The organism is Asaia platycodi JCM 25414 (assembly GCF_000614545.1).
GTDB classification, from domain to species: Bacteria; Pseudomonadota; Alphaproteobacteria; order Acetobacterales; family Acetobacteraceae; genus Asaia; species Asaia platycodi.
Window position 1 is genome coordinate 38,893 of the sequence record NZ_BAKW01000005.1, and the last position, 13,655, is coordinate 52,547.

Annotated in this window: 9 protein-coding genes and 3 pseudogenes; 1 reads left to right on the forward strand and 11 read right to left on the reverse strand. The window is 59.1% G+C overall.

Going from position 1 to position 13,655, the window contains the following annotated elements; all coding sequences use genetic code 11:
* Nucleotides 1–7 precede the first annotated feature (7 nt).
* A complete protein-coding gene (locus JCM25414_RS05820; protein WP_025841022.1) occupies nucleotides 8–664 on the forward strand; it encodes an RluA family pseudouridine synthase in 657 nt (218 codons plus the stop codon).
* Here the strand turns inward: JCM25414_RS05820 and JCM25414_RS05825 are convergent.
* The 11 genes and pseudogenes from JCM25414_RS05825 to JCM25414_RS17615 all read right to left on the reverse strand — a co-directional run bounded on the left by JCM25414_RS05825 (nucleotide 637) and on the right by JCM25414_RS17615 (nucleotide 13,651).
* Nucleotides 637–1,656: a glycosyltransferase gene (locus tag JCM25414_RS05825; protein WP_025841023.1), complete on the reverse strand. Its 1,020-nt coding sequence runs from the start codon at nucleotides 1,654–1,656 to the stop codon at nucleotides 637–639. The genes JCM25414_RS05820 and JCM25414_RS05825 overlap by 28 nt on opposite strands.
* A gap of 2 nt (nucleotides 1,657–1,658) precedes the next feature.
* Nucleotides 1,659–2,561, reverse strand: a complete 903-nt coding sequence (rfbD, locus tag JCM25414_RS05830; protein WP_199897601.1) for a dTDP-4-dehydrorhamnose reductase — start codon at nucleotides 2,559–2,561, stop codon at nucleotides 1,659–1,661.
* The gene (gene rfbC / locus JCM25414_RS05835) at nucleotides 2,561–3,118 is read right to left on the reverse strand and encodes a dTDP-4-dehydrorhamnose 3,5-epimerase (protein WP_025841025.1); all 558 of its coding nucleotides are present in this window, start codon (nucleotides 3,116–3,118) and stop codon (nucleotides 2,561–2,563) included. The genes rfbD and rfbC overlap by 1 nt, the downstream gene beginning before the upstream one ends.
* A gap of 11 nt (nucleotides 3,119–3,129) precedes the next feature.
* Nucleotides 3,130–4,038, reverse strand: coding sequence for a glucose-1-phosphate thymidylyltransferase RfbA (gene rfbA / locus JCM25414_RS05840; RefSeq protein ID WP_025841026.1), 909 nt, complete (start codon nucleotides 4,036–4,038; stop codon nucleotides 3,130–3,132).
* Nucleotides 4,035–5,089: pseudogene (gene rfbB / locus JCM25414_RS21475) on the reverse strand (dTDP-glucose 4,6-dehydratase). Before rfbB ends, rfbA begins: the two are co-directional and overlap by 4 nt.
* A gap of 547 nt (nucleotides 5,090–5,636) precedes the next feature.
* Nucleotides 5,637–6,914 (reverse strand): MATE family efflux transporter, encoded by a 1,278-nt coding sequence (locus tag JCM25414_RS17600; RefSeq protein WP_035442778.1) that lies wholly within the window; start codon nucleotides 6,912–6,914, stop codon nucleotides 5,637–5,639.
* A gap of 311 nt (nucleotides 6,915–7,225) precedes the next feature.
* A pseudogene (locus JCM25414_RS17605) lies at nucleotides 7,226–9,018 on the reverse strand (DUF885 domain-containing protein).
* A 48-nt stretch (nucleotides 9,019–9,066) separates the two neighbouring features.
* Nucleotides 9,067–10,044, reverse strand: coding sequence for an efflux transporter outer membrane subunit (locus JCM25414_RS17610; protein WP_277911051.1), 978 nt, complete (start codon nucleotides 10,042–10,044; stop codon nucleotides 9,067–9,069).
* Nucleotides 10,005–10,322, reverse strand: coding sequence for a TolC family protein (locus tag JCM25414_RS25830; protein ID WP_277911052.1), 318 nt, complete (start codon nucleotides 10,320–10,322; stop codon nucleotides 10,005–10,007). The genes JCM25414_RS17610 and JCM25414_RS25830 overlap by 40 nt, the downstream gene beginning before the upstream one ends.
* A 65-nt stretch (nucleotides 10,323–10,387) precedes the next feature.
* Nucleotides 10,388–10,564 carry a hypothetical protein gene (locus JCM25414_RS24645; protein WP_242403389.1) on the reverse strand — a complete coding sequence of 59 codons (177 nt, stop codon included), beginning with the start codon at nucleotides 10,562–10,564 and terminating at the stop codon, nucleotides 10,388–10,390.
* Nucleotides 10,561–13,651 (reverse strand): annotated as a pseudogene (locus tag JCM25414_RS17615) (efflux RND transporter permease subunit). Before JCM25414_RS17615 ends, JCM25414_RS24645 begins: the two are co-directional and overlap by 4 nt.
* Nucleotides 13,652–13,655: the final 4 nt, after the last annotated feature.

Below are 13,655 nucleotides of genomic sequence, written 5' to 3' on the forward strand. Positions count from 1 at the left end.
TCCCCCGATGACGCCTTTCCCTTACCCCATCCTGTATCAGAGCCCGCGTCTTGTCGTGATCGACAAGCCTGCGGGGTTGCCCGTTCATCCCGGCCCGAAAACGACGCATTCGGTCGAGGCGCTGTTTCCGCTCCTGTCGAGGCGCAAGGATGGGCCCTGGCTGGTGCATCGTCTTGACGCCGATACGTCGGGTTGCCTCATGATCGCACTACGCAAGCAGGCGCTTGTCGAGGCGCAGGCCCTCTTCGCTGCCGGGCTGGTCCGAAAGACCTACTGGGCTGTGGTGGGTAAAGCCCCGAAAGAGAACGAGGGCATCATCGACGCGCCGCTGCGCAAGGTCACGACAAAAGAGGGCTGGCGTATGGCGCCCCATGTTGAGGGGCAGAAAGCCGTAACAGCCTGGCATGTTGTCTCACGCAGCCAGGGCAGGGCCCTTATGGAGCTGACCCTGCTCACCGGGCGCACCCATCAGGCCCGCGTGCATTGCGCTGTGCTCGGCTGCCCCATCATAGGCGATGAACGTTATGGTGGCAGCACGGGATCTCTGCATCTGATGAGCCGCTCGCTTGAAGCGACGCTTACGACAGAGCAGATTGCAGCACGCGCCGAGCCGTCAGAGAATTTCCGCCGTACCTGTCATGATTTCGGTCTGGCGCTACCGTAAAACAGAAACCAGAACCGGAACAGCCAGGTCTCGGCGGGGCGCTGGCGTATGAAGCCACGCTCAGCCAGCAAAAAGCGCAGTCGCGTCATAAACCCGCCTCCAAGCGTGCTCTGCACGCGCGAGAGGAAAGCTCTAGCCTCTGGCGTCAGGGCTCTGGCGCAATCAGCGTCCTGCAATCGGGCAGTCAGGGCCACGAGGAGCGCCATGAAGGCAGTCGGACCGCGACGCAGGGCACGCATTCCCCTGACGACCACCGACCGCTCGACGCCCACAACATTGCGACGATGCTGACGATAGAGACTGACGCAGCGTTCGTCGAAAACGATCTCCCCCCCGGCCCCCAGCACGAGCGCATAGCTCCACCAATCATGCAGGACGCCCTCGGGTGGCAAGACCGGTCTGATCAACGCCGCGGCCTCCGGGTTGAGCAAAATCGTATGGCCTGTCGCGATGTTCTGAATCAGGGCGGCATGAAAATCAGTCTTGCGCCTAAGCGGAAGGGAAGGCCCTTTTACCGCCAGCTTTTCATCGGTCAGAAACTGACGCGCGCAATACAGTGCCGGTCCAGACAGCCCCAGGATTTTCTTACGTGCCCAGGCTAATTTCTGCGGCACCCAGACATCGTCCTGATCTGCAAAGGCAATCAGCGCCTCGTGCGGCGCCGCATCGAGCAACAAGGCGTAGGAGCGCGCCACCCCGATATTACCCGGCTCGGTGTCGATCTCGATGCACCGCCCCTGCCCGCGATGCTCCTGAAAAGACAGCATGATGGCGCGGGACGCATCCTGTGAGCCGTCATCGCGCCAGTACAGGCACCAGTTCGTGTCCGACTGCGCGAGAAAACTGTCGAGCTGCTGGTTGAGAAAAGCTTCGCCGTTATAGACGGAGAGCAGAATCGCAACGGGCGGCACCGAGGCCGCCCGCTTCGTATCGCGTCCACCTACCGCGTAGAGACGCGGTGCCGCAGAAATCGTCTTGATCTGCCCTGTCACGCTCAGGCCGGCTTGGTCGCGAAATGCTCATCGACAGCACGGGCGACACTATCACGCCATTCCGGCAGGCGAATGCCGAAAACCTGCTCCAGCTTGCTGCAATCGAGACGGGAATCCTGAGGCCGCTTTGCGGGGGTCGGCCAATCCTGCGTGCGGATGGCGGCGATTTCGACGGGCATGGTCTGGCCGTGACGGGCGGCTTCCTCAAGGGCGGCCACGGCAAGACCGTGCCAGCTGGTCTCACCCGTGCCGCTGGCGTGGAAAAGACCGGCAAACCTGTCCTGCCATCCGGCTTCTACTTGATCGGCAATCGAGAGGATCGCCTTTGCTAGATCGTCTGCACTGGTCGGATTACCGTATTGATCGCCCACTACCTTGAGATGAGTGTTCTTCGCACCGGCATTGACCATGGTACGCACGAAATTCTTGCAATGGCCCGAATATACCCAGGAGGTGCGCAAAACGATGCTGCGCGGCTGGGCCTTCAGAACGGCCTGCTCGCCCGCAGCCTTGGTGCGTCCATAGACAGTCTGCGGCGTGACTGGATCGGTCTCGACATAGGGGGTACCCTTGTCGCCGGCATAGACATAATCGGTTGAAACATGGATCAGAGGCGTGTTGCTCGCAGCGCAAAGACGCGCCAGCTCTGCCGGGCCTGTCTCGTTAGCGGCCGTCGCACCCTCGACTTCGCTCTCGGCCAGATCGACCGCCGTCCAGGCTGCCGCGTTGACAACCAGAGAAGGGTTGACCCGCTCCAGCGTAGCCGCCAGCGTTTCGGGCTGAGCCAGATCGAATTCGGGGCGCCCTACCACCACGACTCGATCGCCACCGAGGCGCTTCAGCGAGGTGGCAAGCTGACCCTGCCCACCCGTGACGAGAATGCGCTTTTCCGTTGACGTGCTCATTAGTACTGGAACCATCCCTTGGCTTCTGTGAAGTGCGGCGCGACCTTGTCCTTATCCGACAGAACCACTTCACTTTCGCTGATCGGCCAGTCGATGGCCAGATGCGGGCAGTTCCAGATCACCGCACGCTCGGATGCCTTGTCATAGAGCGAGGTGCATTTGTACTGCACTTCGGTGTTTTCCTGCAGCGTCACGAAGCCATGCAGAAAGCCAGGTGGCACCCAGAGCTGCGACCAGTTTTCTTCCGACAGCTCTGCCGCGACCCATTTACCATAGGTCGGCGAGCCAGTGCGCGCATCGATTGCCACGTCCCAGATCGCACCCTTGGTGCAGCGCACGAGCTTGCCCTGAACGAAAGGGGCCACCTGTGAATGCAGGCCGCGCAGAACGCCCTTCTGCACAGACAGACTCTGGTTGTCCTGCACGAAGGTCAGATCGATGCCTGCATCAACCATCTTCTGATGATTGTAGGTTTCGGAAAAAAAACCGCGTGAGTCGCTGAAACGCTGCGGCGTAACGAGGATGACATCAGGAATGGCGAGACGTTCGACTTTCATGGGTGCGGCTCCTAGTTCCTGCCTGACTGGGTCTGGTGCGCGAGTTCCAGCAGCATGCGGCCCAATTCGGTCTTCTTCTTGGCGTTGCCCTGAACGATGAGTTGGTCACGATCAATGAAGCCCATGCGATAGGCGACTTCCGTTGGCGAGCCTACCAGCATGCCCTGACGGGACTGGATGGTCTGTACAAAAAGCCCTGCCTGCATGAGGCTGTCCGGCATACCGGCATCGAGCCAGGCGCAGCCACGGCCCAGACGATCGACCTGCAACGACCCTTCTTCCAGATACATCTGGTTGAGATCGGTAATTTCAAGTTCGCCACGCGGGCTCGGCTTGACCTTCTTGGCGAATTCCACAACGCGGTGATCGTAGAAATAAAGCCCGGTGACAGCCCAGGTTGACTCAGGCTCGCTCGGCTTTTCGATGATACGCTGCGCGCGCCCGCTCTCGTCGAAGCTGACCACACCATAACGCTCGGGGTCGCGCACCTGATAGGCGAAGACCGTCGCCCCTTCGGGCCGGGCCGCAGCAGCACGCAGCAGCACGCTGAGATGGTCGGCAAAGATAAGATTGTCGCCAAGGGCCAGCGCACAGGGGGCCCCGTCGATCCAGTCTTCTGCGATCAGAAAAGCCTGCGCCAGACCGTCCGGCGAGGGCTGCTCGCGATACTCGAAGCGCACACCGAACTGCGATCCGTCACCAAGCAGACGCTTGAACTGCGGCAGATCATGCGGGGTACTGATGATCATGATGTCCTGAATCCCCGCCAGCATGAGCGTGGTCAGCGGATAATAGATCATCGGCTTGTCGTATACCGGAAGCAGCTGCTTCGAGGTCGCCAGCGTCATGGGGTGCAGGCGCGTGCCCGACCCACCCGCCAGAAGAATGCCCTTCATCGGTTTGGTCTTTTCGGCGCTCATGCTTTTGTTCCCAGTCTCTGTCCGGTGTAGCGGCGGGAGCGAATGCCTTCCCACCAATGACGGTTGTCGAGATACCATTGAACGGTGCGACGGATGCCCGTTTCGAAATCGTGCTTCGCCTTCCAGTCGAGCGCCTTCTCGGCGTGGCTGGGGTCGATCTCATAACGGAAATCATGGCCGGGACGGTCGGTGACAAAACGGATCAGGCGCTCGCGCGGTCCTGCTGGGTCGGGCGACAATTCGTCGAGCACGGTGCAGATCGCTTTGACCACTTCGAGATTGGTGCGCGGCTGACGTGCGCCGATCGCATAGGTCTCGCCAGGCTGACCGCGTTCGACGGCTTTCACCAGAGCCTCGGCATGATCTTCGACGAACAGCCAGTCACGGATATTCTCGCCTTTCCCGTAGACAGGCAATTCCTTGCCCTCCAGCGCATTGATCGTCACCAGCGGGATAAGCTTTTCAGGAAAGTGCCAGACCCCGTAATTATTGGTCGTGTTGGTTACGAAAGTGGGCAGGCCATAGGTATGATACCAAGCGCGCACCAGATGATCCGAAGCCGCCTTCGACGCCGAATACGGGCTGCGCGGATCATACGGCGTCGTCTCGGTGAATGGCGGATCATCGAGTTCGAGATGGCCGAACACTTCATCGGTTGAGATATGATGGAAACGGAATGCTTTCTGGGCATCGGCATCAAGCGACTGCCAGTAGCGGCGAGCGGCTCGAGAAGCGCATAGGTGCCGGTCACGTTCGTTTCTACAAACACGCCGGGGCCATCGATCGACCGATCGACATGGCTTTCTGCCGCAAGATGCATCACCGCATCGGGGCGATACTCGTCAAAAAGCTTCTGCAGCTCGACGCCATTGATAATATTCACTGCGGCATGATGATAGCGCGGATCAGCCGCTACCTCGCCAACCGTTTCCTCAGAAGCCGCATAGGTCATGCAGTCCACATTGAGGACCTCGTGAGACGTCTGACGGATCAGATGCCTGACCACAGCAGACCCGATAAACCCGCAGCCACCAGTCAACAATATTCGCATCGTTTCTCTCAGTCACAGCATTTTCATGGACGGCAAATCCGAGCGTCCGCATCGCCTTGTTTGTCCTTCACTACAATCTGAGAGGGCAGATAGGAAAGATGCGATATGCGACAAAATACATTGTCGTCTCTTCTTATTACGCGGACGGAAAAAGAAAACTTCTCGTGTCTGCCCAGTAGGGAGCTCAGCATGGCTGAGAGATGAATAATTCATTCATTAAATATACTAGTAGACAATAAAATATCAATCACTACCGTTCAATTTTTATAGGAAAAATTAGTAGGAATGCATGTATTGCGCCGTAAATGATTTCGATTCTCATATATTAAGTATGATTACTATTTATCAGTATTTTTTTATTTATTTCTAATCGATATATTCTCTCTGACATTTATGCTCTGCTGTCTTCTCTGACAGTGCTTGCGCCTTGCGTTTTCCTCTCGCCCCTCTCACTCAAGGGATCCGTTCATTCGAGATCAAACTGCTTTTCCGCCCGTTAATTTTTTGGAACCGCTTCGATAAACAGCCCGTGAGCGTTTTCACGCTTTCAGATCTGTCTGATCACTCTAAACGCCGTCAAAGCCGCCAGGCTTCCGAAAATCACGACGCCCAGAGACTGGCCGACCAGAATGCCAATAGGACCGTAGTAAGAGCCGATCCACACAAACGGTATCGTACCCAGCGTCGCTCGTCCCCAGTTGAACCCGGTCGAATAGAATGGATGCCCAAGATTGTTGAACGCCGTGTTCGAGACAAAAAGCAGCCCCACAAAGAAATAGCTCGCCACCAGCCAGCAGCAGAACAGTGTGACGATGCGTATCGCCACCCCTTTCGATGCGAAGAGGTGCAGGATCGGCGTGTGAAACGCCGCCAGAATAGCCCAGGTCAACACAACGCAGAGCGCCGTCAGCTTGAGCGAGGCATAGAGCGTCTCGCGCACACGGTCCTTTTTACCGGCGCCCAGATTCTGCGACATGATCGGTCCGACCGACCCAGTCAGGGCAAATACAAAAGCAAAGGCAACCGGCACGATGCGATCGATCGTCGCTTGGCCTGAAATTGCTTCCAGCCCAAATCGCGACATGAAATGCGTCGTGAAGAGCCCACCGATCGGTGTGGCAAGATTGGTTGCAATCGCTGGCAAGGCCACACCCCCGATCTGACGCGTCGCTGGTGCAATCGCCCAAAGCCGTGGCCATTCCAGCATACGGTGGCCACGCAGGCTGAAAAAGCCGAAGGCCACCACCGTTCCCCGCGAAGCGATTGTGCTGATGGCGGCCCCTGTCAGCCCCATATGGAACCCGAAGATCAAGATCGGATCGAGAATGGCCGATACCAGCGCGCCAACCAGTGTGACCTGCATCGACCGGCGCGCATCGCCAACGCAGCGCAGCAAAGCCGATTGCGCCATGCCGTAACAGACCAGTGGCAGGAATGGCGAAACCAGATGCAAAAACCCAACAGCCTGAACGAGTGCTTCTCCCCGCGCTCCGAGAAGCGTGAGCAGAAAGGACGCCAGAACCGCCGTCAGACAGCCAAGCACGGCAGTGACGGCCACCATCACCACCATGAACGCCGATGCGAAGCGCCTCGCCCTTATGACACGCCGCGCGCCGATCAACCGCCCGATAATGGCACCGAGCCCGATCGTCATCCCGATCGACACCGCCACCTGCACATAGCCGAGCGCCGCCGCAAAGCCGATTGCAGCCGTCAGAGCCGGGTCGTGCAGATGCGAAATATACCAGAAATTGAGCAGATCGACCGCAAACACGGCCATCAACCCGATCGCTCCCGTGCCCGCCATTACCACGACATGGCGCATGATGCTGCCATGAACGAAGCGTGCAGGACGAGTTGCTTTGAGATCGACCTCAGGCGCCGGCTCCTGCGAAGTCAGCTCATCGGGGGAAATCTTGTCGGGGGAAGACGAAGTCAGAGACATATCCCTACAATCCTGCCCTGTTCGCAGGCCAGTGGGAACGACAGAATTTCGGAATAGAGTTTTTTTGTTCTCTCAGGGCTCTGCCCTGACCCGCGAAGGGGCAAGCCCCTTCGATCCCTGCTTTGGTCAAACAGGTTTCCAAAGGACGTCTATCCTTTGGCGGAGGGCGGGGCAGAGCCCCGTGCGCCCCTTTACTTTTGGGCCTTCACTTCCTTGATCCAGCTATCCACGCGATCGGCGAGCAGGTTCAGCGGCAGGGCGCCACCGGAAAGCACGACGTCGTGGAATTTACGGATGTCGAACCGGGCGCCGAGCTCGGTCTTGGCCTTCTCACGCAGGCGCAAGATGGTCTGCTGGCCGAGCATGTAGCCCAGAGCCTGACCGGGCCAGGCAATGTAGCGGTCGGTCTCGGCCTGCATGTCAGGCTCGCTGGTGGGCGAATGCGCGTGGAAGAATTCCAGCATCTGGGCGCGGGTCCAGTGCAGATCATGCACACCCGTATCCAGAACCAGACGATCGGCACGCAGAAGTTCGCCGTTCAGGCGACCGTAATCGCTGTAGAGATCCTTGTAGAATCCCAGTTCCTTGCCGAGACCTTCGGCATAGAGCGCCCAGCCTTCGATATAGGCGTTGTAGAAACCCTGCTGACGGAACGGCGGTAGCGGCAGGGACTGGGCCGTGGAGATCTGGAAATGATGACCCGGCACACCTTCATGATAGGCCGTGTCTTCGGCCGTGTAGAGATCGCGCTTGGCGTAATCGCCCGTATTGACGAACACGATGCCAGGCCGTGAGCCGTCAGGCGTGCCCTGATGATACTCGGCACCGGCGGCTTCCGCCTCGCGATAACGCTCGACGGGACGCACCTCCAGCCTGGTGGTCGGGATCTTGTCGAAATAACGCGTAAGAGCGGGCTCCATCTGCGCGATATATTTGCGATAGAGATCGATGATCTGCTCGCGTGAGGTCGCATAGAGCTTGGGATCCTTGGCCACAGAAGCGCGCAGCGCGGCGAGATCCGGAAAGCCGAGCTTATGGGCAATTTCGACCATCTCGCCCTCGATCTTCGCAACCTGATCGAGCCCGAGCTGATGGATTTCCTTCGGCGTCATGGTGGTGGTGGTCAGGGTACGAATATCGTAGCGATAGAGTTCATCGCCGCCAGGCAGTGCCCAGACCCCTTCCTGAGCGCGACCATGAGCGGCGTAACCCTGCTTCATGAAAGCGGCCAGACGCTGGTAGGCTGGACGCACATCGTGATCGATGGCGGCGAGAATCGCCTTGCGCAGACGCAGCTGATCGGCAGCAGGAACACTGGCAGGAAATTTCGTGACGGGCTCACCAAACGGGCTCTTCTCACCCTCGGGGGCGGCAATCTGCTCGACCTGCTGCTCGGCTTTTTCCAGCAGGAAGCGCGGCGGCATGAGGCCGTCTTTCTCACCCAGTCGGGCCAGGGCGATCACCTGATCGATAGCTTGGGGATGGCACGCAGACGGGCGAGGTAATCCTCGTAATGCTTCGTGGTATCGAAGGGGATACTGGAGACGAAACCCGGATATTGAAGCTGGGCACCGTTCATCTGATCGATAGGCATCTCATAGGTCTTGAGACGGATGCCTTCGAGCGAGTCCTGCAATTGCTGGATGATCATCGCGCGGCTGATCTGACGCTGGTCGTCGAGCGATGCCGGCGCAATGGCCTCGAAGCGCTTGAGATAACCCGTCAAGACGGGCACGGATCCCTTGATATGGGCGAGGGAAAGATCGCTCCAGCGGTCGTTATAGCGATAATCGCCGATAGAGGTCGCAAGCTCCGGCGCGTTTTTGAGCTGATACTGCCATTCCTCGTCAAGCAGCTTGTCGAAAGCCGTCTCGGCCTTGCTGTCAGGCGCGGCCGCCCAGGCAGGAGAGGCGAGCGCGGTTGTTGCACCAAGAAGACAGCCGAAGCCAAGCAGGGCCAGGCGGGAAAGACGGGGGGACTTCATCAGCGATAGTTCTCCTGTGCGCGCCGGTCATGCGGCGCGCCAGGAAGGTCAGAACGCCGCGTGCCAGTCTGTCGAGGGAACCTTCATAGCGGTATCGTTACGATGCCACCACCCGCCACCGAGCGCCTGAAACAGGGCGACACTATCGGTAAAGCGCGTGGCCTTGGCCTGGATCAGGTTGAGACGCGCCTCAAGCTCGATCTGTACCGCCGCCTGAAGTAGAATCGGGCTGATATCGCCGTAAGACATCTGACTCTGGGAGATGCGCAGGCTGCGCACGGCGGCATCCTCGTTAGCGGCGCTGATGGTCAGGGCGTCTGAATCGTCCTGTAGGGCATGAAGCGTATCAGCCACGTTCTGCATCGAGGTCAGCACGGTGTTCTTGTACTGCTCCGTAGCGGCCAGAAGATTGTCACGGGCCTGACGCTCGAGATGCATCAGGGAAAAGCCCTGGAAGATCGGCTGCGCTACCATGGCCCCAATCGACCAGTTGCCGTAACCGGGGGTGAAGAACTGGCTCATGGCATTGATGGCCTGACCCGGCGTCGCTGAAAGCTGCACATTAGGCAATCGATTGGCAATGGCCACACCGACCTGTGCACTGGTGCTGTGCATCTGCGATTCCGCCGCCCGGATATCCGGGCGCTGCGCCAGCAAGGCGCTCGGCAGACTGACCGGCAAAGTGGCAGGCAGACGATAGGTCTCGAGCGGGATTTCAGGAAGAACCTCGTCAGGCGTTGTGCCGACAAGGGCTGCGATCTGGTCATGCGCCTGCTCGGCCTGAAGATGCAACGGCGGCAGAGTGGCCTGAGCCTGCGCAAGGGCGGCCTTCTGAGCCAGAACCTGCGCCTCGGCGATATCACCCAGACGATATTGCTTTTGCATGACGTCCAGCAGTTTCTGCTGGGTCGCGATGATATCTCTGGTCGCCGCGATCTGGGCGTTGACGCTCGACTGGGTGATCAGTGTGACGACCAGCGTATTGATCAGCGTATTCGTCGTGGCGACAAGCTGAAAACGCTGCATCTCCGCCTGGGCTGCCTGATTTTCGACCTGACGACGCAAGCCGCCCCAGAGATCGGCTGATAGGAGATATTCAGCTGAAGCGTATGAAGATTATAGAGATAGCTGTTATTGGCCGGCACAGGCGACAGAGCCTGAGACGTCTTGTTGCGTGTCGGGTTGAACGAGGCCGAGATGCTGGGCAGAAGCGGCGCCCCGGCCACCTTCGTCTGCTCATAGGCTGCCTTGAGCGAAGCCTGAGCCGATTTCAGCGACGGGTTGTTCTGCAGGGCACGCGCCACGAGACCATCGAGCTGCGGCGCGCCAAGTGCCTTCCACCATTCGCCACTCAGATCTGCCCCGACAGTCAGGGTCTGGGCCGCACCGGCAGCACCACTGCCTTGCGTGCATGAATCGTGGCGGGCAGGGCGTTGCTCTGAAAAGCGGCATTCTTGAGCATGTCAGGCCGGTGAAAATTCGGACCTATGGCACAGCCCGACAAGGCCAGGGCTCCGGCACAGGTCAGCAAGAGCTGTTTTCTCATGACACGCCTCCCGAACGGCGCGCCTTACGGCGCTCGATGAAATGCTCCATCTCGAAAAAGAAGACGGGCAGAACGAACAGGGTCAACATGGTCGCGATACCAAGACCGCCCACCACCACGGTAGCCAGACCGCGTTGCACGTCCGTACCAACGCCGGTGGCGAGAGCAGCAGGCAACATGCCTGCGCTGGCCACCGTTGCCGTCATGAGAACAGGGCGAAAGCGCTCTCCTGCGCCAGCCAGAACGGAGTCATGGATGCTCAGCCCGGAACGATGATGCCGGTTGATCGCTGCAATCATGATGATGCCGTTCTGCACGGCCACACCGAACAGCGCGATGAATCCGACAGCGGTCGCAATATTGAGCGTCTCACCGCGCAGATGCAGGGCAATCAGACCGCCCAGCGTGGCAAGCGGCACGACACTGAGAACGAGCACCGCATGGCGGAACGTACCGAACTCCATGAACAGAAGCAGCAGCATGATCGAGAACATGACCAGCAAGCTACGCCCAGACGGGCCTGGGCCCGTTGCTCCTGCTCGAAGCTGCCTGCCCATTGCAGACGATATTTGCGGGGATCGAAATGCACCTGCGCAGCAATGCGCTTCTGGGCATCTTCGAGATATTGAGAGAGCGGGCGCTGGCCGTTATCGACGCGAATGGTGATCTGACGCTCGCCCATCTCATGGGCAATGTTGCTTTCGCCCATATGCAGGCCCACATCGGCCACTTCGGCCAGCGGGATGGGCGCGCCCTCCGTCGACCGTAGCGGCAGCGAGCGGATCGAGGCGAGATCGTTCAGATCCTTGCTGCCCACATGCAGCGTCGCGTTATAGACGCGGTCTTCCACATAGACCTGCGTGATGGCGCCATCGCCGATCGCATTTTGCACCACGGTGCTGATATCGGACACGTTGATGCCATAGCGCGCGGCCTGTTCACGACGCGGAGTGATCATGAGCTGCGGAATCTGCGGCTCCTGAAAGATCGAGGCCTCGGCCGTACCGGGCACATCATGCAGAACACCCACGATCTCACGACCGATACGGCGCAATTCATGAAAATCATTGCCATAGACACGCAAGACGAGAGGCGAATGCGCGCCACCAACGAGATCATTCATGCCATCCTGAATGGGCTGGCTGATACCGAAGCTGATACCGGGGATCTGCGAGAGCCTGTCGCGCAACCGATTGATGAACTGTGCCTTTGTCTCGCCACTTGCCCACTGATCATAGGGTTTGAGTCCGACAGGCATTTCAATATGCGAGAATGTCCACGGATCGGTGCCGTCATCATTGCGACCCAGCTGGGTAATCGCATAGGAGGTTTCAGGGAACTCCCTGATCGCCGAACGCACTTCGCTTGCGATACGGCTTCCCTCATCAAGTGAAATACCGGTTGGCAACTGCACCTGAAGCCAGAGCGCGCCTTCATCGAGATCAGGCAGAAATTCGCGCCCGACAGTAGCCCCCAGAACCAGAACGGCCAGCAAGGCCGCGCCACCGCCGATATACGTGACAAGCGGGCGGGCCAGCATGTGATTGAGGCCACGCTCATAAGCATGGTGCAAGGCCTCAAGCGGCCGGTTATGCCAGATGCGGCGCGGCTTGTGCAGAGCGAGGTAGCTGAGTGTCGGGATGAGGCAAAGCGCGCAGGCCAGCGCGCCGATCAACGCAAAACTGACCGTATAGGCCATAGGCCGGAAGAGTTTGCCTTCACTGCCTTCGAAGGCGAAAAGCGGGCTGTAGGCCACGATGATGATGAGCGTGGAGGAAAAGATCGAACGCCCGGCGATACGCGCCACGCTCAGTACTTCGGTACTGGTCAGCGTGGCTTTGGGCGATTCCTCACGCAGACGCAGAATGGCCTCGGTGATGACGATGGCACCATCCACGATCACGCCGAAATCGATGGCGCCGAGCGAAAACAGATTGGCGGACATGCCGAAGAAATGCATCAGCACGAACACGGTCGAGAGGGCGAGGGGTATGGTCACCGCCGTCACCACGGCACTGCGCGGGCTACCGAGGAAGAGCGTGAGAATGACCAGAACGAGGCCGATACCCTCAACCATGGTCTCGCCGACCTTGTGGGTCGTGGCCTTCACCAGATTGTCGCGATCGATATAGGGTACGAGACGGACATCGAGCGGCTTGAGACGCTCCTGCAACTGGTCGACAACACCATGGACGTTGTCCAGCACCAGAGACGGTTGGCACCTGACAGCATGGTCACGATGCCCTCGATGGTATCGGGGTTGTTATCCTTGCCCAGAATACCCTCACGGATCTGATGACCGAACTGTACCTGGCCCAGATCGCTCAGCAGGACAGGAGTACCGTTATGCTGGGCAACGACGATGCGCTTCATGTCATCCAGCGTGTGGATCATGCCCACGCCACGAACTATATAGGATTGCTCGCCACGCGTGACACGCCCGCCCGCCGCATTGGCGTTGTTGTTCTTGATGGCGTTGACCACATCGTCGGTGCTTAGCCCGTAGCGCAGCAATGCCTCGGGCTTGAGTACGAGCTGATATTCGCGCGTAAGCCCGCCGAAATTATTGACGTTCACGATGCCCGGCACACGCTGAAGCGTCGGAATGACGATCCAGCGCTGGACATCGGAGAGCTGCATCAGATCCATCGAATCCGATTCCAGCGTATAGCGAAAAATCTCGCCAGCAGGCCCGGTAATCGGTCCGAGCTGCGGTGTCACGCCATCAGGCATACTCGCCGTGCCCAGCAATTCGAGCACGAGCTGGCGCGCAGTAAAGACATCGACCCCGTCATGAAAGATCAGGGTGATGAGCGACAGGCCGAATGTGCTGCTCGACCGGCTTTCGGTCACGCCCGGCACGGCGGCGAGCGCACGCTCGAGCGGCACCGTCACCTGCTGTTCCATTTCTTCAGCGGCAAGGCCGGAAACCTGGGTCGTGACCTGAACGTTGACGGCCCCGAGATCGGGATAGGCCTCGACCGGCAAGACGCGCCAGGCATAACCACCCGCCAGAGCCAAAAAGACAGCGCAGATAAAAACGATATGACGGCGCGCAAAGCACCAGGAAATCAGGGTCGCGATCACGGAT